At 60.8% G+C, this 19,711-nt stretch carries 16 protein-coding genes; 9 read left to right on the top strand and 7 right to left on the bottom strand.

Annotated elements, in window-relative coordinates; genetic code table 11:
• Positions 1 to 16 precede the first annotated feature (16 nt).
• The 6 genes from ACQKEK_RS11880 to xylB all read left to right on the top strand — a co-directional run bounded on the left by ACQKEK_RS11880 (position 17) and on the right by xylB (position 7,431).
• Entirely contained in the window at positions 17 to 1,285 is a 1,269-nt protein-coding gene (locus ACQKEK_RS11880; RefSeq protein WP_499142953.1) for an ABC transporter substrate-binding protein, read from the top strand.
• Positions 1,286 to 1,516: 231 nt separating this feature from the next.
• Entirely contained in the window at positions 1,517 to 2,326 is an 810-nt protein-coding gene (locus ACQKEK_RS11885) for a carbohydrate ABC transporter permease (protein ID WP_499142954.1), read from the top strand.
• 10 nt (positions 2,327 to 2,336) lie between these two features.
• Entirely contained in the window at positions 2,337 to 3,170 is an 834-nt protein-coding gene (locus ACQKEK_RS11890) for a carbohydrate ABC transporter permease (RefSeq protein WP_499142760.1), read from the top strand.
• Between the two features lie 38 nt (positions 3,171 to 3,208).
• A complete protein-coding gene (locus tag ACQKEK_RS11895) occupies positions 3,209 to 4,312 on the top strand; it encodes an ABC transporter ATP-binding protein (RefSeq protein WP_499142761.1) in 1,104 nt (367 codons plus the stop codon).
• 105 nt (positions 4,313 to 4,417) lie between these two features.
• Positions 4,418 to 5,896, top strand: a complete 1,479-nt coding sequence (locus tag ACQKEK_RS11900) for a mannitol dehydrogenase family protein (RefSeq protein WP_499142762.1) — start codon at positions 4,418 to 4,420, stop codon at positions 5,894 to 5,896.
• Between the two features lie 11 nt (positions 5,897 to 5,907).
• Positions 5,908 to 7,431 carry a xylulokinase gene (gene xylB, locus ACQKEK_RS11905; protein WP_499142763.1) on the top strand — a complete coding sequence of 508 codons (1,524 nt, stop codon included), beginning with the start codon at positions 5,908 to 5,910 and terminating at the stop codon, positions 7,429 to 7,431.
• A 293-nt stretch (positions 7,432 to 7,724) separates the two neighbouring features.
• Here xylB and ACQKEK_RS11910 read toward each other — a convergent pair whose 3' ends face one another.
• On the bottom strand, positions 7,725 to 8,951 hold the full coding sequence (locus tag ACQKEK_RS11910) for an acyl-CoA dehydrogenase (protein ID WP_045427675.1): 1,227 nt from the start codon (positions 8,949 to 8,951) through the stop codon (positions 7,725 to 7,727).
• A 146-nt stretch (positions 8,952 to 9,097) separates the two neighbouring features.
• Here ACQKEK_RS11910 and ACQKEK_RS11915 point away from each other — a divergent pair, with 146 nt between their 5' ends.
• Positions 9,098 to 10,012: a LysR family transcriptional regulator gene (locus ACQKEK_RS11915; RefSeq protein WP_019339258.1), complete on the top strand. Its 915-nt coding sequence runs from the start codon at positions 9,098 to 9,100 to the stop codon at positions 10,010 to 10,012.
• Positions 10,013 to 10,066: 54 nt separating this feature from the next.
• Here the strand turns inward: ACQKEK_RS11915 and gntR are convergent, their stop codons facing one another.
• From gntR to ACQKEK_RS11935, 4 genes are all read right to left on the bottom strand, one after another.
• On the bottom strand, positions 10,067 to 11,086 hold the full coding sequence (gene gntR / locus ACQKEK_RS11920) for an HTH-type transcriptional regulator GntR (protein ID WP_499142764.1): 1,020 nt from the start codon (positions 11,084 to 11,086) through the stop codon (positions 10,067 to 10,069).
• Positions 11,087 to 11,199: 113 nt separating this feature from the next.
• Complete coding sequence (locus ACQKEK_RS11925; protein ID WP_045427681.1) at positions 11,200 to 12,216, bottom strand: TRAP transporter substrate-binding protein; 1,017 nt, start codon at positions 12,214 to 12,216, stop codon at positions 11,200 to 11,202.
• A gap of 51 nt (positions 12,217 to 12,267) precedes the next feature.
• Entirely contained in the window at positions 12,268 to 13,545 is a 1,278-nt protein-coding gene (locus ACQKEK_RS11930) for a TRAP transporter large permease (protein WP_045427684.1), read from the bottom strand.
• A gap of 43 nt (positions 13,546 to 13,588) precedes the next feature.
• Positions 13,589 to 14,740, bottom strand: a complete 1,152-nt coding sequence (locus ACQKEK_RS11935; RefSeq protein ID WP_499142956.1) for a gluconokinase, GntK/IdnK-type — start codon at positions 14,738 to 14,740, stop codon at positions 13,589 to 13,591.
• A 241-nt stretch (positions 14,741 to 14,981) separates the two neighbouring features.
• On the opposite strand from ACQKEK_RS11935, the gene ACQKEK_RS11940 reads away from it, so the two are divergent.
• On the top strand, positions 14,982 to 15,260 hold the full coding sequence (locus tag ACQKEK_RS11940) for a peptidylprolyl isomerase (RefSeq protein ID WP_499142766.1): 279 nt from the start codon (positions 14,982 to 14,984) through the stop codon (positions 15,258 to 15,260).
• A 3-nt stretch (positions 15,261 to 15,263) separates the two neighbouring features.
• Here ACQKEK_RS11940 and zapE read toward each other — a convergent pair whose 3' ends face one another.
• On the bottom strand, positions 15,264 to 16,391 hold the full coding sequence (zapE, locus tag ACQKEK_RS11945; RefSeq protein WP_499142768.1) for a cell division protein ZapE: 1,128 nt from the start codon (positions 16,389 to 16,391) through the stop codon (positions 15,264 to 15,266).
• A 145-nt stretch (positions 16,392 to 16,536) separates the two neighbouring features.
• Between zapE and ACQKEK_RS11950 the strand changes: the two genes are divergently transcribed.
• Positions 16,537 to 18,525: a PhoX family protein gene (locus ACQKEK_RS11950; RefSeq protein ID WP_499142770.1), complete on the top strand. Its 1,989-nt coding sequence runs from the start codon at positions 16,537 to 16,539 to the stop codon at positions 18,523 to 18,525.
• Between the two features lie 32 nt (positions 18,526 to 18,557).
• On the opposite strand, the gene ACQKEK_RS11955 is transcribed toward ACQKEK_RS11950, so the two are convergent.
• Positions 18,558 to 19,616, bottom strand: a complete 1,059-nt coding sequence (locus tag ACQKEK_RS11955) for an AI-2E family transporter (RefSeq protein ID WP_128121367.1) — start codon at positions 19,614 to 19,616, stop codon at positions 18,558 to 18,560.
• Between the last annotated feature and the right edge of the window lie 95 nt (positions 19,617 to 19,711).

The following is a 19,711-nucleotide window of genomic DNA, read 5'->3' on the forward strand; positions in this document are numbered from 1 at the left end:
AACCACCTGTTTTGCCATGATCGGCGCGACTCAGGCTGTCGCCGAGACGCTGACCGTTGCGACCGTCAACAACGCTGACATGATCCGCATGCAGCGCCTCTCCAAGACCTTCGAAGAGCAACACCCCGACATCGACCTCAACTGGGTCGTGCTCGAAGAAAATGTCCTGCGCCAGCGCCTGACCACCGACATCGCCACCCAAGGCGGTCAATTCGACGTTCTCACCATCGGCATGTACGAAGCTTCACTCTGGGGCAATAAGGGCTGGTTGGCCCCCATGACTAATCTGCCTGATGACTACGACCTCGATGACGTCTTCCCCTCGGTGCGTGAAGGCCTGTCGGTCGATGGCACTCTGTATGCGCTGCCGTTCTACGCCGAAAGCTCGATGACCTACTACCGCAAGGACCTGTTCGAGCAGGCCGGGCTGGAGATGCCGGAGCATCCGACCTGGACGCAGATGGCCGAATTTGCTGAGAAGCTGCACAAGCCCAGCGAAGAGCAATACGGCATCTGCCTGCGCGGCAAGGCCGGTTGGGGTGAGAACATGGCGCTGGTCACCACCGTTGCCAATTCCTTCGGCGCGCGCTGGTTCGATGAAAAATGGCAGCCGGAATTCAACGGACCCGAGTGGACCAAAGCAGCCAACTTTTACGTGGACCTGCTGAGCAAGTACGGCCCGCCAGGTGCTTCCAGCAACGGCTTCAACGAAAACCTGGCGCTGTTCAATAGCGGCAAATGCGCCATGTGGGTCGATGCCACCGTAGCCGGTTCCTTCGTCACCGATAACTCCCAGAGCAAGGTGGCGGACAAAGTCGGCTTCACCTTCGCGCCTCAACAAACGACCGATAAAGGCTCTGCCTGGCTTTATTCCTGGGCGCTGGCCATTCCTGCTAGCTCGAACAAGCAGGAAGCGGCCAAGACCTTCGCAGCCTGGGCCACCTCGCAGGACTATGCCGAACTGGTTGCCGAGACCGACGGCGTAGCTAACGTACCACCTGGTACTCGCGAATCTACCTATAGCGATGAGTACATGGCCGCAGCGCCGTTCGCCAAGATCACGCTGGAATCGTTGAAACAGGCCGATCCCGCCTCGCCATCGGCCAAGCCGGTTCCCTATGTCGGCATCCAGCTGGTGACCATTCCGGAGTTCCAGGCCATCGGTACCCAGGTCGGTAAGATGTTTGCAGCCGCCCTCACCGGACAGATGCCGGTCGAGCAGATGCTCACCGCCGTGCAGCAGTCGACCACGCGGGAAATGAAGCGCGCCGGCTACCCCAAATAGGCACCGCAAGCAGGCAACGTCCCTTCCTCACCGAAGGTGAACACCAGGCAGGGCTCGCCCGAGCCCTCATGGCCTTCTTTCAGCCGGAGCACAGCCATGGCTACCACCTCAACAGCCTTGCCCAAGGCGCCCGTTACCGATACGGCAAGCGAGCCGAGCGAGCGCAAGCCGCGCCGGTTCGGCCCCAGTTGGTTTCTCGTCAGCCCGTCCGTTGCGCTGTTGCTGCTGTGGATGCTGGTTCCGCTGTCGATGACCGTCTACTTCTCGGTGATCCGCTACAACCTGTTATATCCCGGCGAGAACGGGTTCGTCGGGCTTGAGAACTTTCACTACTTTCTGACCGACGCCGGCTTCATGCCTGGCATGACCAACACGCTGATTCTGGTTGGCAGCGTGTTGCTGATCAGCGTCGTCCTCGGCGTACTGATTTCCGCGCTGCTTGAGGCGGCAGATTTCACCGGGCGCGGGATCGTTCGCGTGATGCTGATATCACCGTTCTTCATCATGCCGACCGTTAGCGCACTGGTCTGGAAGAACCTGATCTACCACCCCGTCTCGGGAATCCTAGCGGCCGTCTGGAAGTTCTTTGGTGCACAACCGGTGGACTGGCTGGCTCAGCATCCGCTGCTCTCGATCATCATCATCGTGTCCTGGCAATGGCTGCCCTTCGCGATCCTGATCCTGATGACCGCTATGCAGTCCCTCGACCAGGAACAGAAGGAAGCCGCACGTTTGGACGGCGCAGGCCCTGTCGCGATCTTCTGGCATCTGACCCTGCCGCACCTGGCACGCCCGATCGCCGTGGTGGTAATGATCGAAACCATCTTCCTGCTATCGGTCTTCGCCGAGATCTTCACCACTACCAGCGGTGGTCCCGGCTACGCCTCGACCAATCTTGCCTACCTGATCTACACCCAGGCGCTGCTGCAATTCGACGTCGGCATGGCATCGGCCGGCGGGTTGATCGCGGTAGTCATCGCCAATATCGCGGCGATCATCCTGGTGCGGATGCTCGGCAAGAATCTCACCGAAAAATACTGAGGACAGACCGATGCTGACGCTCAAACAAAGTCGCCGCCTCAATACCCTGGTGGTCGGGCTGTTCGCCTGGGCCGTGGCGCTGCTGCTGTTCTTCCCGATCTTCTGGATGCTAATGACCAGCCTGAAGACCGAGATCGACGCTTTCGCCACGCCGCCGCAGTTCATCTTCACCCCGACCCTGCAGAACTACCTGCAGATCCAGGACCGCAGCGGCTACTTCAAGTACGCCTGGAACTCGGTAACCATCTCCTTCGGCGCTACCGCCCTGGGCATGCTGATCGCCATCCCCGCCGCCTACTCGATGGCCTTCTACGAGACCAAGCGCACCAAGGGCACGCTGCTCTGGATGCTCTCGACCAAGATGCTGCCGCCGGTAGGCGTGCTGGTGCCGATCTATCTGCTGGCCAAGCAGTTCGGCCTGCTCGACAGCCGCACGGTGCTGATCATCATCTACACGCTGATCAACCTGCCGATTCTCGTCTGGATGATCTACACCTACTTCAAGGACATCCCGCGCGACATCCTCGAAGCGGCGCGCATGGACGGCGCCACGCTGATACAGGAAATGATTCGCGTGCTATTGCCGATCAGTAAGGGCGGGCTGGCCTCGACCATGCTGCTGTCGTTGATCCTGTGCTGGAACGAGGCCTTCTGGTCACTGAACCTCACCTCCTCCAACGCCGCCCCGCTGACAGCGCTGATCGCCTCCTACTCCAGCCCGGAAGGCCTGTTCTGGGCCAAGCTTTCGGCCGTTTCCACCCTCGCCTGCGCCCCCATTCTGATATTCGGCTGGATCAGCCAGAAGCAGCTGGTCCGCGGCCTGTCGTTCGGCGCCGTGAAATAACGCCGCCGAGCTGAGAAGAACAATAGAGGATTCCGAACATGGCAGATCTTAAAGTCCATAACCTGAAGAAAAGCTTCGACGGCAACGACATCATCAAGGGCATCGATCTGGACATTCGCGATCGCGAATTCGTGGTCTTCGTCGGTCCCTCCGGCTGTGGCAAGTCGACTTTGCTTCGACTGATCGCCGGACTCGAAGAAGTCAGTGGCGGCAGAATCGAACTGGACGGGCGCGACATCACTGATGTCAGCCCGGCCAAGCGCGACCTGGCCATGGTGTTCCAGACCTACGCGCTGTACCCGCACATGACGGTGCGCAAGAACATGTCCTTCGCCCTGGACCTGGCCGGTGCGGACAAACAGGAGGTGGCGCGCAAGATCGAGGCAGCCGCCCGCACGCTGGAACTGGAGCCGCTGCTCGAGCGCAAGCCACGCCAGCTCTCCGGTGGCCAGCGCCAGCGTGTCGCCATTGGCCGCGCTATCGTGCGTAACCCCAAGGTATTTCTGTTCGATGAGCCCCTGTCGAACCTCGATGCCGCGCTGCGTGTGCAGATGCGCCTGGAGCTGTCGCGCCTGCATCAGGAGCTGCAGGCGACAATGATCTACGTCACCCACGATCAGGTCGAAGCCATGACCCTGGCCGACAAAGTGGTGGTGCTCAATGGTGGGCGCATCGAGCAGGTGGGTTCACCCATGGAGCTTTACCACAACCCCGCCAACCTGTTCGTCGCGGGCTTTCTCGGCACTCCAAAGATGGGCTTTATGAAGGGCCGTATCAGCCAGGTCGAGGCCACCGGCTGCGAAGTGGAACTGGACGCTGGTTGCCGTCTGTACCTTCCGCGCAGCGGCCCTTCTCTCGCGGTGGGCGATACCGTAACGCTAGGAATTCGCCCGGAGCACCTCAACCGCAGCACCGACGGCAACTGTCAGCTGGAAGTCAAAGCCGACGTCAGCGAACGACTGGGCAGCGACACCTACTGCCACGTCATCACCCAGGCGAACGAGCCGTTGACCATGCGCATCCGGGGCGACTTCACGCCGCGCTATGGCGAATCGCTGAGGCTGAGCCTGGACGCTGCCCATTGCCATCTGTTCGACGGCAACGGCCTGGCGGTCGGCCAATCCCTGCAACAGGTGGCCTGACCCGTCCACCGCTAACCAGCCTTCCACTTACCGGCAGATCGCTGCGCCCGCAATGGCAGCGATCCGGCCCCCGGCTTTCCATTCTTACGCCCAGCGAGGCCTGACATGAAGTTGAAACGACAGAATCTGCCACAGCTGCCGGCGCACATCGCGCGTCCAGCCTACGCCCTGGACGACGTCACCGCTGGCATCGCGCACATCGGCGTGGGTGGCTTCCATCGCGCCCACCAGGCGGCCTATATCGATGCGTTGATGAACACGGGTGAAGGGCTCGACTGGGGCATATGCGGCATTGGCACGCGCGCCGACGAATCGTCCATGCGCGACGCCCTCGCCTCGCAGGACTACCTCTACACCCTAGTCGAACTCGACGACCGGCCCGATGCCGAGGTCCGCGTGATGGGCAGCATTCGCGACATGCTGCTGGTGAGCCAGGACGGCTCCGAGGCCGTGGTCTCCCGGCTCGCCGATCCGGCGATCCGCATCGTTTCGCTAACCATCACCGAAGGTGGTTATTGCATGGACGACAGCACCGGCGAATTCAACGCCGCACTGCCGCATATCCAGCACGATGTGGAGAATCCGCGAGCCCCGATCAGCGTATTCGGCCTGCTGTGCGCAGCATTGGCCAAACGTCGCGGACAGGGCCTGCCGGCATTCACGGTGATGTCCTGCGATAACCTGCCGCACAACGGCGACGTCACCCGCAAGGCGACGCTGGCGTTTGCCAGTCTGGTCGATGTCGAACTGGCAAGCTGGATCGAGCGCTATGTCAGCTTTCCCAACGCCATGGTCGACCGCATCACGCCGATGACCAGCCTTGCCCATCGCAAGGACCTGAAACAGCAACACGGCATTGACGATGCCTGGCCGGTGGTTTGCGAGCCTTTCGTTCAGTGGGTGCTTGAAGACAAGTTCGTGTCCGGCCGACCGGCCTGGGAGAACGTCGGCGTGCAGTTCACCGACGACGTTACGCCCTACGAAGAAATGAAGATCAAGCTGCTGAACGGCAGCCACCTTGCGCTGACCTATCTGGGTTTCCTGCGCGGTTATCGCTTCGTCCACGAAACCATGGCCGACCCTTTATTCGTTGAGTACATACGCCAATACATGGACGAGGACGTCACCCCGCAGCTGGCGCCCGTGCCAGGGATAGACCTCACCCAGTACAAGCAGACGCTGATCGAACGCTTCTCCAATTGCGCCATCGCCGACCAGCTGGAACGCGTCTGTTCCGACGGCTCATCGAAGTTTCCCAAGTTCAGCGTACCGACCATCGACCGGCTGATCGCTGATGGCGCCGAGCTTGATCGCGCAGCGTTGGTGGTAGCGGCCTGGGCGCTGTATCTGCGTGGCGTAGACGAAAATGGTGACCACTACCGAATCCCCGATCCACGTGCGGAGTTCTGCCAGTCGCTGGTGGAAGAGGATGAAGGGCTTGCCGAGCGCCTGCTCGGGCGGGAGGAGATCTTTGGCAATTACATAGGCCGCTCGCCGGCCTTCCGCGAGGCGTTCGAGCGCAACCTGCTGCGCCTCACCACGTTAGGCGTAAGCGGCACCCTCGATCTGTTGCTAACCCGTTGACGGAGCAGACCATGTTTCTCGGTATCGATTGCGGCACCCAGGGCACCAAGGCACTGCTGCTCGATGCTGCCAGCGGACAGGTGCTCGGCCAGGGTTCGGCCGGTCACGAGTTGATCAGCGGCCCAAACGGTCGCCGCGAACAGCACGTCGAGCAATGGACAGCTGCATTCGAAGCGGCAACCGCGGCGGCGCTCGCCGAAGCCGGGGTAACGGGCGATCAGGTGCTCGGGATCGGTGTTTCTGGTCAGCAACACGGACTGGTCACACTCGATCGCGATGGACAGGTTTTAAGGCCCGCCAAGCTCTGGTGCGATACCGAGTCCGCCGAGGAAAACCAGCGGCTATTGCAATGGCTGGGTGGTGAACGCGGCTCGCTGGAGCGGCTGGGAGTGGTCATCGCCCCGGGATACACCGTATCGAAGCTGTTGTGGATGAAAGAACAACATTCAGAACTGTTCGAGCGTATCGCTCATATTCTTCTGCCCCACGACTACCTGAACTACTGGCTCACCGGCCGCTGCTGCAGCGAGTACGGCGATGCATCCGGCACGGGTTACTTCGACGTCCGAACGCGGGGTTGGGACCTGGAAATACTGCGGCATATCGATGCCAGTGGGCGACTCGAAGCCGCGCTGCCGGAGCTGATCGCACCTGATGAAGCTGTCGGCAGGCTCCGTCCGGAACTGGCGCATCGCCTGGGCCTGAACCCGGACGCCATCGTTTCGAGCGGGGGTGGCGACAACATGATGGGCGCTATCGGCACCGGCAATATCAGTCCAGGCGCGATCACCATGAGCCTCGGCACCTCCGGCACCTTGTACGCATTCGCCGAAGAACCCCGGATCAGCCCGCAGCCCTCAGTCGCCACCTTCTGCTCGTCCAGCGGCGGCTGGCTGCCACTGATCTGCACCATGAACCTGACCAACGCGAACGGCGCCATACGCGATCTGCTGCAGCTCGACCTCGATCAATTCAATGTCCTGGTGGCGCAGGCGCCGATTGGAGCCGAAGGCGTCACCCTGCTGCCATTCCTGAATGGCGAGCGCGTGCCTGCCCTGCCCCAGGCCACAGCCAGCCTGCACGGCCTGACTGCAGAAAACCTGACTCGGGCCAATCTCTGTCGTGCCGTGGTCGAGGGCGTAACCTTTGGCCTGCGCTATGGGTTGGATCTGTTGCGGGAAAGCGGGATTCGCAGCGAACGTATCCAACTTATCGGCGGCGGCGCGAAGAGTCCGCAATGGCGGCAGATGGTTGCCGACATGATGGCGACACCAGTGGTCTGCACCACTCATAGCGAGGCCGCCGCGCTCGGCGGTGCGATTCAGGCTGCATGGTGCCATGCGAGACAGAGCGATTCGCATGCCAGCCTCGCAGCCCTTTGCGAGCGCTGCGTCAGTATTGACGAGGCAACCGCGGTCGAGCCTGAAGCCGATGCCGTTCAGGCCTACGAACAGGCTTACCGGCGTTATCGAGAGCTGGTCTTCGCCACTTACGGACAACCTACCCCGCCGGACCTGACGACAGCCACGCCGTGATGAACCGACGTTGTTCTCGAACCGGGCGTTAAGCGACCCCAGGGCGCGGAATCACTGGTGGCTCGCACCTACAGGCAGCGCGCCGTTTGTAGGGTGGGCTTCAAGCCCACCGATCCCCTTGCTGGTGGGCTGAAGCCCACCCTACGGTCACTCTGAGCACAGTGTCGCCTTTAGGCGACCTGGCGCAGTCAGGTACACGAGCTCGCCCTTAATAGCTCAACTGTCGGTGCATAAAAAAGCAAAGCCACTTGAGTGGCTTTGCTTTTACCTTTCTGCTCGGACCTACCGATGGCTCAACGGCTACGCAACATTTCCCGCGGGAAGTACTTGCCCAGTTCATGCTTGGCGATCGAAGCGCGGTGTACCTCGTCCGGGCCGTCCGCCAGACGCAGGGTGCGCTGCATGGCCCACCAGTGGGCCAGCGGGAAGTCTTCGGACACACCGGCACCACCATGAATCTGAATAGCGCGGTCGATCACCTTCAGCGCAACGTTTGGCGCCACAACCTTGATCTGCGCAATCTCGCTCGCCGCGATCTTGTTGCCCACCGTGTCCATCATGTACGCGGCATTGAGCGTCAGCAGGCGCGCCATGTTGATCTCGATGCGGCACTCAGCGATGTGGTCGAGGTTGGCACCCAGTCGCGCCAGCGGCTTGCCGAACGCCGTGCGGTTCACCGAGCGCTCGCACATCAGCTTCAATGCGCGCTCGGCTACACCGACGGAGCGCATGCAGTGGTGAATACGGCCCGGGCCGAGGCGGCCCTGAGCAATCTCGAAGCCACGGCCCTCACCCAGCAGCACGTTCTCGTATGGCACGCGAACATTTTCCAGCAGCACTTCGGCGTGGCCGTGCGGCGCATCGTCGTAGCCGAACACCGGCAGCGGACGAAGGACTTTCAGACCCGGCGCGTCCATCGGCACGAGGATCATCGAGTGCTGCTGATGGCGCGGCGCGTCCGGGTTGGTCAGCCCCATGAAGATCATCACCTTGCAACGCGGGTCGCAGGCACCTGAAGTCCACCACTTGCGGCCGTTGATGACCCATTCGTCACCCTCGCGCACCGCACGGGCTTCCATGTTAGTGGCGTCGGACGAAGCTACGCCTGGCTCGGTCATGCCGAAGGCCGAACGGATCTCGCCGCGCAGCAACGGCTCCAGCCACTGCTTCTTGTGCGCTTCGCTGCCGTAGCGAACCAGCACTTCCATGTTGCCGGTGTCCGGCGCCGAGCAGTTGAATGCCTCCGGGCCAAGCCCCGAGCTGCCCATGATTTCTGCCAGCGGCGCGTATTCGGTGTTGGTCAGGCCGGCGCCCAGCTCGGAATCTGGCAGAAACAGGTTCCATAGACCCTCGGCTTTTGCCTTGGCCTTAAGCTCCTCGACGATGGCGGTCGGCTGCCAGCGGTCACCCTCTGCAACCTGCTGATAGAAGACCTTTTCGGCGGGATAGACGTGAGCATCCATGAACGCTTGCACGCGCTCTCTCAGCTCTTGAACCTTCGGGGAGTAGGCGAAATCCATGGGCGACAACCTTCTGGCAGGTAATGTTTTGTAGTTTTGAATGCTAGAGGAGGCCTGGTGATTTATCTAAGCTATTTTCCTCGTGTATAAACATTCATCACCGATATATGATCGGCGAATTCCGATACACGCCGGAGAGCACAACAATGAACCTGAACAAGGTCGATCTGAATCTTTTCATCGTCTTCGACGCGATCTACACCGAAGCGAACCTGACCCGCGCCGGGCAGATCGTCGGCATCACCCAGCCGGCCGTTTCGAACGCACTGGCCCGCCTGCGGGAAACCTTCAACGACCCGCTATTTGTGCGCACCGCGCAAGGCATGGTGCCGACGCCGATGGCACAGAACATCATCGGCCCTGTGCGCAACGCGCTGCAGTTGCTGCGCGTCTCGGTGCAGGAAAGCCGCACCTTTAATCCGCTGCAGGCAAACAAGACCTTTCGAATCAGCATGACCGACCTAACCGAGGCCGTGGTGCTGCCGCCGCTGTTCCAGCGCCTGCGTCGACTGGCGCCAAACGTGAAAATCGAAAGCATGCTCGCCAAGCGCCGCGAAACCACGAAGGAACTGGCGGCCGGACGCCTGGATTTCGCCATGGACGCCCCGTTGAATACCGATCCGCAGGTGCGCCACGTCAAGCTGCTGGAGGACCGCTACGTCTGTGCCATGCGCCGCGGACACCCGCTGGCTAAGGACAAGCTCAGCGTCGAGGAATACCTCTCGCTGTCGCATATCCATATTTCCAGCCGTCGTAGCGGGCTGGGCATGGTTGACCTGGCACTCGGCAAGATGGGCCAACAGCGCAAAATCGCCTTGCGCTCGCAGCACTACATGATGGCCACCCAGGTGATTCAGCAGACTGATATGGCAGTGACGGTTCCTGAGCGTTTCGCCCGGCGTCATGACCTGTATCAGGTGCCACTGCCGGTGGATATCCCACCGTTGGAGACACACATCTACTGGCACGAGAGCACCGATCAGGACCCGGCCAACCGTTGGATGCGCGAACAGATGATCGAGATCGCTCAGCAGGTTACGGCGGCGCAGCAGGCCGACTGATTTGCCCGCTTAAATGCTAGATCGGCCGGCACGTGCAATGCGTGCCGGTTTGACTCATGCACTTTCGCGCATCACCACTTCAAAACCTACATCGATATGCCGCTGCGGTGGCGACTCGCCGCGCATCAAGCTCAGCAACATTTGCCCAGCCAGCTTGCCAATCTCGCCGCGGATGGTGCGTACCGTGGTCAGCGCCGGATGCATCCACGCGGCGGCCGGCAGATCGTTGAACCCGGCAACCGCTAGCCGCTCCGGCACGGCCAAGTTCAGCTGGCGAGCACGAAACAGTGCGCCCAACGCCAAGTCATCGTTGTTGAAGAAAATTGCATCGATTTCTGGATGCTGCGCCAGTAACCGATCGAGCAACTCGGCGCCCAGCCCGATGGACGAAACCTGCGGTGTGAGCAGTTCAAGTGCGGCATCGTAACGCGAGGCCTCGCGCATGACCTGCCGATAGCCTTCGGCACGTTGCAGGGTTCGGGGGTCAAGCTGCGCAGCCGCGAAGGCAATGTTGCGGTAGCCGCGCTCGAGCAGCTTGCGGGTCATGGCCGCACCGGCTTCAAGCTGGGAAAAACCGACGCAGTACTCCTCGTCGGCTTCGCTCAGCTCCATCAGCGTCACAATCGGACTGGTGTAGCTGCCGAGCACTTCGCGCGCGGCGTCGCTGCGCTCGAAGCCGGTGACCAGCAGCCCAGCCGGTTGATGCGCGAGGTAAGCACGCAACAGGCGTTCGTCTTCTTCGGGATGGTAATGGCTGACGCCGATCATCAGCTCGTAACCCGCCGGCATTAGCACACGCTGAATGGCTTCGACGGTATCGACGAACACGGCGTTCGACAGCGACGGAATGATCACCGCGACAAGATTCGAACGTGCGCTCGCCAGGTTTCGCGCTGCCGTATGCGGGACGTAACCCAAGGTTTTGACCGCAGCCATCACCCGCTCGCGCAAGGCGTCCGACACCCGTTCGGGTTGCGACAGCGCACGCGAGGCGGACATCAGCGAACAACCGGCAGCGCGAGCCACATCGGATAAGGTGGCCCGCTCCAGCGAACGGCGACGGCGAGAGCTCATAGCGGGATCCAGCAGCGAGGGGGCGGAGATTCTATACGGGAAGGCGCCCTAAGCAGGTCATGCGAACGCTATCGCTCGCTGGGTTTTACATGGCCTGCATGGGGCGCGTCCGATTACTTCGGGGCTTTCTCGACCGCTGCCTGTACTTCGTTAAACAGAGGCTCGCCAACCGTATCGATCACGGTCTGAATGGCCGGTTTAGCCTGTTCCCGCATGCGCTGGATCTCTTCCGGGCTGACCTTGTTCACCTCCATACCCTGCTCCTTGATCTTGGCCAGGGCCTCGCGGGCTTCGGCGCGAGTGTCCTCACGTTCGAAATCACGCGCCGTCTGCGCCGCCTTCATGATGATGTCCTGTTCGGTTTTCGACAGGCCATCCCACCAGCGCTTGGATGCCGTGACGATCCAGGGGCTGTACACGTGGTTGGTCACGCTCAGGTACTTCTGTACCTCGTAGAACTTGGACGAGAGGATGGTGTTATAGGGGTTTTCCTGGCCGTCGACTGCCTTGGTTTCCAGTGCCGTGAACAGCTCGGAGAACGGCAGCGGGACAGCGTTGGCGCCCATCAGCTTGAAGGTATCGATGAACACAGGGTTTGGCATCACGCGCAACTTGATGCCGTCGAAGTCTTCCAGCTTCTCGACAGGACGCACATTGTTGGTCAGGTTACGGAAGCCGTTTTCCCAATACGCCAAGCCAACGAGGCCCTTTTCTTCCAGCGCATCCATGACCTTCTGACCGACCGGGCCATCCAGCACGTGATCGGCCTGCTTCTCGCTCTCGAAAAGGAACGGCGTGTCCCAGACCGCCATTTCTTCGGCAACACCGACCAGGGTAGCCGTCGAACCAACCATCATTTCCTGAGCGCCGCCCATCAGCGCGTTCTGCATCTGATCATCAGAACCCAGGCTGGCAGAACCGAAGGTACGAACCTTGAGCTTGCCATCGGACGCCTTGGCGATCTCCTCGGCCAGCAGCTTCGCGGCGCGCCCCTGATTGCTGTCTTCGTTGAGCCCGTAGCCGAAGCGAATCATCCGTGGCCGGATATCGTCGGCTGCCTGAGCGGTCACTGCGGTGATAGCGCTGCTAAGCGTAGTGGCGGCCAGGGCCGCGATGAGAAATCGTTTCATGTTCACTTACCTTTTGTTGTTGTGGATGAAGGGTTGAAGCTCAAGCCTCGGTCACCGTAGCCATTCCAACGGCACGGTGATGATCGACGGCACTGCAATCAACAGGACGACGATGGCCAGATAGATGAGGAAGAACGGGATGACACCGCGCACCAGCGTTTCCATGCGCAGCCGCCCTATTCCGCCGACAACGTTGAGTACCGTGCCAACGGGTGGCGTGATCAGCCCGATCGAGCCGATCAGCACGAACATCACGCCGAAGTACACCGGGTTGATTCCGGCCTTCACTGCAATCGGCGCCAACACCGGCCCGAGAATCAGGATGGTCGGGGTCAGGTCGAGCACCATGCCGATAGCGATCATCAACACCATGATGGCGACCATCAGCAGCTTGGGATCTTCCGCCAGCGGGCCGAGCATCGAAGCGATCTCGTCCGGCAGCTGAGCTAGCGTAATCATGTAGGCGGAGACGATCGCAGCAGCGCAAAGGAACATGACCGACGCCGTGGTGCGGCTGGCGCGGGTCAACACCTCGATCACACCGTTCCAGCTCAGTTCGCGGTACAGCAGCGTCGACACCAGCAATGCATAGACCGCGGCCACCACAGCCGCCTCGGTCGGCGTGAACAGACCGAAACGCAAGCCACCCACGATGATCACCGGCAGCATCAGCGCAGCCGCGCCGTCGACAAGCGCCTTGCGGCGTTCAGCTCCGCTGGCTTTTTCCTGTGGGGGTTCATCGATCCGGCGGGCGATCATCGTCCAGGCCACCACCAGTCCTACGCCCATGATCAGGCCCGGCACCATACCGGCAAGGAACAGCTGACTGATGGAGGTGTTGGTGACAACGCCGTAGATCACGAATGGCATCGACGGCGGGATGATCGGCGCGATGATGCCGCCGGCGGCCACCAAGCCCGAAGACGAGCTCAGCGGGTAACCGCGCTCACGCATCATTGGGAGCAACAGTGTTGCCAGGGCGGCGGTATCGGCCAGGGCCGAGCCGGACATGCTTGCCAGCAGGACCGACGCCGCAATCGCCACATAGCCAAGGCCCCCGCGCTTATGGCCGAAGTAGGCCTGCGCCATATTGATGATCCGGCGCGAGATGCCGCCCGCATTCATCAACTCGCCAGCCAGGATGAAGAACGGCACAGCCAACAGCGGGAAGCTGTCGGCACCAGCCTGAAGGTTCTGCGCTAGCAGCTGCACATCCCAGAAATCCAGGTACCACATCAGCACCGCGCCGGTAAGAATCAGCGCGAAGGCAATCGGCATACCGAAGGCCATGAAGCCAAACAATGACGATAAGAAGACGACGACAGTCATGTACGGACCTCGGGTGGGCGCATGCCCTTGTTGTTATCGGGGATCAATCGGCCGTTACGTTGGCTTCGGCGATGGGTAACGGCGGCTGTCGACGCCAGACATTCACCAGCTGGATCAGCGCAAGGACAGCGAGTGCGACCATGCTGGCCGCGACCGGAACCATGGCCACGGCCAGCGGATACCCCACCACCGGGCTGTTGATGGTCCAGCCGAACTGCATCTGATTCCATCCGCCCATTGCGGCCAACGCACTGGCCACTGCGACCATGATCCAGCTGACCGAGTCCACCAAGCGGCGGAGCAGATGCGGAAACCGGTCACGAATCATGCTGAAGGCCATCAGCTCGCCTCGGCGCATGCTCGAAGCCACACCGACGAACACCAGCCAAACGAAGGCCAGCCTTGAGAGTTCTTCTGCGCCCGTCCAACCAGTACCGAAGGCATAGCGCAAGACCACACTGCTGAACACCACGATGACCATGAAGGCCAGCAGCGCTGCCATCAGCCAATCCGTAATTCGATCGAAGCCCTGAGCAAATTTGCCGCCATAAATGGCGTGGGTAGTCAGCTCGGCTCCCTTCGGTTCTACGTTATGGACATTGGCCTGATTGCTTGGCTCGCTGGCGCGTTGACCGCCGTGCTCGCCGCTGCGCTTGTTAGCGCTATCAAGCGGAGCCGCGGAAAGGTCTTCCTTGGCATTGATAGCCAAACCGCCGTCCTGATTCATCCAGCGGGTGATCTCGTTCAGGACCTGCTCTCGCGGCTGGCTGGCATCGACCACAAGCACGTGGGGCTCACCTGCCGGCGACTCGAGCGTCGCGAACTGGCTGTCCACCAGCGAAATCGGCATGAAATGCCCGGCGCGCCCACCGACGCGCTGGATCGCCGTCTCGTAGTCGATGGACAGGTGCGCGAAGCACAAGCCAGGCACGGCGTCGCGCAACAGGTCGCGGTAACGGCGCTTCAGGGCAGAACAGGCGAGAACGAAGCCGACGTCGTCCTCGATGGCACGCTGCATTTCGATGACGAGCCTTTGCAGCCACTCGACCCGGTCGGCATCCGACAAAGGCGTGCCGGCACGCATGCGCGCAACGTTTTCTTCGGGATGGAAATGATCGGCTTCGATGTGTCGAAAGCCCAAGGCATCGGCCACGGCATGGCTGGTTTCGGTCTTGCCCGAACCACTGACACCCATGACCACCAATGCGCGGCGATTTGCGGGAAATTCGCTGTGGGAGTGGTAATCCACTGTCGGTCTCCGGCGGCATCGTTGTGCCACATTATGTTTGTGGACCGAATGGTAGCGCTAACATACAGCAACCATAAACACCGTTCGTCGGGTTTGTTTGCAGATCAAAGGTCGACCCCATCCGATTCCCGCTTCGGTTTCCCGGGCTGGATGACTACAATCGCCGCCGCATCCGAGGAGATCCACAATGCCGAAAGCCATGGCCCGTCACATCTTGGTCAACACCGAAGCTGAAGCTGCGCAGCTGAAAAAGCGCATCGCCAACGGCGAAGCCTTCGATGTGTTAGCGAGGAAGTTTTCGACCTGCCCGTCGGGCAAGAAAGGCGGTGATCTAGGCGAAGTTCGCCCTGGGCAAATGGTGCGCAGCATCGATCAGGTGATTTTCAAAAAGCCGCTGCGTGAAGTGCATGGTCCAATCAAAAGCCAGTTCGGCTATCACCTGGTGCAGGTGTTCTACCGCGACTGAGGCTTAATCGGCCCTACCGAAACGCTGCAACTGCATCTCGCGCAATCGGCTCAGCGTGCGGCGAAAGGCAAAAGACAGATAGCCCTCGGTGTAAAGCTCGTCCATGGCGACCTGGGCTTCGAGATACAGCGGCACCCCCCGGTCATAGCATTCATCCACCAGAGCGATGAATCGCCGGACACTATCATCGTGAGCAGCCAACTTGGGTAGCTCACGATCCCCCGCCTCCACCCGCACCGCACCATCCTCGGTTCCACGAGCGATGCGTCCTTCGTGCTGCTCGCTGCCCAACCGCGGCACGTCGCCAATCAGGATCGCCTGGTAGCGATCGCATAGCTCGATGAAATCCAGCGCCGAGAATGGCTGTGCGCACAGGTCTGCAAAGCGACACCAAAGGACGGAGTCGCTGCTGCACACAACTTGCAGCGGCCGGCGTCCGATGAGGACCGGCTCGGTCGTAGCGGTCGCCCCGCCGCTCAACCTGTCGAAGACAGAACGTAGCACCCCGTCTTCGTGGGGATCACGCACCCAGTAACGCTGCTCGCCCACACCTGGACGCAAGCGATGATCAGCGCCACCGTCCACGTTCACTACATGCATGTGGCGCTCGATCGCATCGATAGCGGGCAGGAAGCGCTCGCGGTTGAAACCGTCAGCATAGAGCTGATGAGGTGGCTGGTTGGACGTCGCAACGATCACCACGCCCTGCTCGAACATCACCTGAAACAGCCGGCCCAGGATGATCGCATCGCCGATATCCGCCACGAACAGCTCGTCGAAACACAGCACCCGCACGTCCTCGCTCAGTTCCGTCGCTAACGCCTGTAGCGGATCTGACGTGCCGTTGAGCTGAAACAGACGAATGTGTACCCAGCGCATGAAGTGGTGAAAATGCTGACGCCTCGCCGGCACCTTGAGGCTGCGATGGAACATGTCCATCAGCCATATCTTTCCGCGCCCGACCGGCCCCCACAGATAGACACCGCAGCGCAATTCACCGGCCGCGTTGCCATGCAGCGTCTCGTAGCAATGCTGCAGCTGTTCCACGGTGCGCAGCTGAGCTGCATCACTGACGTAGCCCTCACGGGCGATGGCTTGCCGATACGAGGCAAGCGGAGCGCTAGTGTTCATTTAGGCGGCCGTTCCGAAACAGGGCTGCGATGGTACCGCAGACATGAAACACGTACCGCTCGTCGACCGCGAAAACCTGTGTCATAAAGCTGTCGCAAGCAGCACATAACGTCACAGTTCCGTCGATTACCTATGGAGCTGCACCGTGACTGACGATAGTCAAAACATACTGTTCGGCAACGGCGATGAACTGCCGAGTAACCATTCCGCCAACCCTCACATCCAAGATGTCATTAACCAAGGCCGTCGCAAGGTCGTGGCGAGCGGAGCAGCGTTCGGTGCGCTTGCCTTTCTGGGCGGCTTGCCTTCGATAGCAGGAGCAGCCGAGCCGGCCAAGATCGGCAGTGGTCAGCCCTTCCAGCTTCGTAATCGCCTCCCCTTTGGTGCAGTGCCGGTCACCCGCGCTGACACCATCACCGTGCCAGCCGGTTTTTCCGCGAAGACGTTCATTCCGTGGGGCACGCCAATCTGCGGTAGCTACCCCGCCTTTCTGGAAGACGCCAGCAACAGCGCGGAAGACCAGGCTCAGCAGACCGGCATGCATCACGACGGCATGCATTTCTTCCCGATGGACGCGCGCTTCAAGGGCCGTAAAAGTGATCACGGCCTGCTCGTACTGAATCACGAGTACATTGATGCCCCGCTGCTGCATCCCAACGGCCCAACGGTGGTCAATGGCAAACGCGTGGATGCCGATGAAGTGCGCAAGGAGATCAACGCGCACGGTGTTTCGGTCGTCGAGGTACGCCGTGGCCCTCAGGGAGACTGGTCGGTACTGCCATCCGCGCGCAACCGCCGCATAACCGGTGCGACACCGATGCATATCGAAGGCCCGGCTCGTGGCCATGAGCTGATGCAAACCCGCTACAGCCCGAGCGGTACGTCGACCCGCGGCACGCTGAACAACTGCGCGAATGGCTACACGCCATGGGGTACCTACCTGACCTGCGAAGAAAACTGGGCAGGCTATTTCGCAACGCGAGACGCTGAATTGCCTCGCCACCTGGAGCGCTACGGCCTTCGTTCGAGCGGGCGTTACGGCTGGGAGACCGTCCGCGGCGACGAATTCGAGCGTTTCGATGCGACCACGACAGCCGCAGATCCGCGAGCCGACTATCGCAACGAACCCAATACGTTTGGCTGGATTGTCGAAATCGACCCCTTCGACCCGGATTCCACTCCGATCAAGCACACTGCGCTGGGCCGCTTTGGCCACGAAGGCTTGGTGTTTGCACCTACCAAACCGGGCTGGCCGCTCGTCTGCTACTCCGGCGACGATTCGCAGAACGAATACATCTACAAGTACATCAGTCGCGACAAGTACCGCCCGCAGCGCAGCGACGGCCGGCTACTTGACGATGGCACTCTATATGTCGCGCGCTTCAACCCGGACGGCAGCGGCGACTGGCTAGCGTTGGATATCGAAGACGCGGCCTTCCAGCAGGCTTGCGCTGCAGCAAACGTCAGCTTTGCCGATCAGGGCGAAGTACTGATCAATACTCGTCTGGCAGCAGACATCGTTGGCGCGACCAAAATGGACCGCCCTGAGTGGGGCGCCGTTCATCCCGACACCGGTGAGGTGTATTTCACGCTCACCAACAACAGCTCGCGGCAGGAAGCCGACGCAGCCAACCCTCGCGCGCCGAACCCCACCGGGCACATCATCCGTTGGCGTGAGCTTGGCAAGAATCAGATTGGCACGCAGTTCCAGTGGGATCTGTACTTGCTCGCCGGGCCACAGAGTGACAGCCGAGATCCGCGCGGTCGGCCACTGACTGACGAAAACATCATGGCGAGCCCGGACGGGCTTTGGTTCGACGAGGAAGGACGACTCTGGATCCAGACCGACATGAGCGGAAGTCAACTCAAAAGCGGCCCCTTCGGCAACAACCAGATGCTGATTTCGGACCCGAAGAGCGGCGAAACCAAGCGCTTCCTGGTCGGCCCCAAGGGAGCCGAAGTGACCGGTATCACCGCTACTCCGGACTTCCGCACGCTGTTTGTGAACATCCAGCACCCGGGGGAAGGATCAACGCCAACGGAATACACCAGCACCTGGCCCGACGGCCCTGGTCGCAGGCCGCGTTCGGCGACGGTGATCATCACGCGTGACGATGGCGGGCGTATTCTCTAGCCCAAGAGCGGCGTCCGGCTCCGCCCGGACGCCTACTCGGGTGTAGGTTTAGCGTCAGGGGTGATGAACAAGGCCCACGACGACATGAACAAGGCAGCAATCAGCGGCCCTATGACGAAGCCATTCAGGCCAAACAGGGCGAGACCGCCCAACGTCGAGATCAGCACCAGATAATCAGGCATCTTGGTGTCCTTACCCACCAGGACCGGCCTGAGGAAATTGTCTACCAGGCCAATCACCAGAATGCCGTAGAGCGTCAGTATCACGGCCTGGATGACCATGCCCTGTACCAGAAAGTAGATCGCAACCGGCGTCCATATCAGGCCGGCACCGATTGCGGGCAGCAAGGATAGAAACGCCATCAGCACGCCCCAGAGCAACGATGCCGGTATCCCAAGAATCGCAAAGATCACCCCGCCGAGAAATCCCTGAGTAGCTGCCACCACGATGTTGCCTTTGACAGTGGCGCGAACCACCCGGGTGAACTTGCTGAACAGCCTGCGTTTCTGGTTATCGCTTAGCGGCAGCGCGCGGCGGATTTTCACAACCAGCTCGCGCCCGTCCCGGATGAAGAAGAACAGCAAATACAGCATCACAAAAAAGCTGACGAGGAACTGAAAGGTGCCCTGTCCGAAACTGAACGCCTTGGTCGCAAGGTACTGGCTGCCCTGCAACGCGCCACTGGCAAGGCGTTCACGCATCTGATCCAGATTGCCAAAACCGAAGCGTTGCAGCTGCTGCTGCAGCGAGTCCGGCAGCAGGTTCTTCATCCCACCCACGAACTGGCCGACGTCAAGCTCACCACTTTCCATCTGTTGGTAGAGCGACGAACCTTCCTGGACCAGAAGACCGGTAATCAGAATCACTGGGAGCACCGCAACGATCAGGCAAACCAATAAAGTAATGATCGCTGTCAGGTTTCGCCGGTACCCCATATGGCGTTGCAATCGGCGTTGCAGCGGCGAAAAGATAATTGCCAGAATGACGGCCCAAAACACCGCCCCGTAGAACGGATAGAGTATCCAGCCGAAGGCAATGCTTACGACGAGCAACAGAGCAAGAAAGACTTTCTGCTCAAGGGTTGATTTCACGAATGCATCCTATCGCTGCGGTTGTATCCGTTAGTCAGCGATTGTCGTCAGGAGTGCTGATAGATATGGAGTGAACGCGCCGTTGCAACAACGAC

The sequence above is a fragment of the Pseudomonas sp. NPDC077408 genome (genome assembly GCF_050269105.1).
Lineage (GTDB): Bacteria > Pseudomonadota > Gammaproteobacteria > Pseudomonadales > Pseudomonadaceae > Stutzerimonas.

Coding starts and splice junctions, on each gene's coding strand:
- ACQKEK_RS11895 (WP_499142761.1), top strand. CDS start 3,209: ATGGCAGATCTTAAAGTCCATAACCTGAAGAAAAGCTTCGACGGCAAC.
- ACQKEK_RS11880 (WP_499142953.1), top strand. CDS start 17: ATGATCGGCGCGACTCAGGCTGTCGCCGAGACGCTGACCGTTGCGACC.
- gntR (WP_499142764.1), bottom strand. CDS start 11,086: ATGAGCTCTCGCCGTCGCCGTTCGCTGGAGCGGGCCACCTTATCCGAT.
- ACQKEK_RS11915 (WP_019339258.1), top strand. CDS start 9,098: ATGAACCTGAACAAGGTCGATCTGAATCTTTTCATCGTCTTCGACGCG.
- ACQKEK_RS11935 (WP_499142956.1), bottom strand. CDS start 14,740: ATGGGTGTCAGTGGTTCGGGCAAGACCGAAACCAGCCATGCCGTGGCC.
- ACQKEK_RS11940 (WP_499142766.1), top strand. CDS start 14,982: ATGCCGAAAGCCATGGCCCGTCACATCTTGGTCAACACCGAAGCTGAA.
- ACQKEK_RS11890 (WP_499142760.1), top strand. CDS start 2,337: ATGCTGACGCTCAAACAAAGTCGCCGCCTCAATACCCTGGTGGTCGGG.
- ACQKEK_RS11900 (WP_499142762.1), top strand. CDS start 4,418: ATGAAGTTGAAACGACAGAATCTGCCACAGCTGCCGGCGCACATCGCG.
- xylB (WP_499142763.1), top strand. CDS start 5,908: ATGTTTCTCGGTATCGATTGCGGCACCCAGGGCACCAAGGCACTGCTG.
- zapE (WP_499142768.1), bottom strand. CDS start 16,391: ATGAACACTAGCGCTCCGCTTGCCTCGTATCGGCAAGCCATCGCCCGT.
- ACQKEK_RS11885 (WP_499142954.1), top strand. CDS start 1,517: ATGCTGGTTCCGCTGTCGATGACCGTCTACTTCTCGGTGATCCGCTAC.
- ACQKEK_RS11925 (WP_045427681.1), bottom strand. CDS start 12,216: ATGAAACGATTTCTCATCGCGGCCCTGGCCGCCACTACGCTTAGCAGC.
- ACQKEK_RS11910 (WP_045427675.1), bottom strand. CDS start 8,951: ATGGATTTCGCCTACTCCCCGAAGGTTCAAGAGCTGAGAGAGCGCGTG.
- ACQKEK_RS11930 (WP_045427684.1), bottom strand. CDS start 13,545: ATGACTGTCGTCGTCTTCTTATCGTCATTGTTTGGCTTCATGGCCTTC.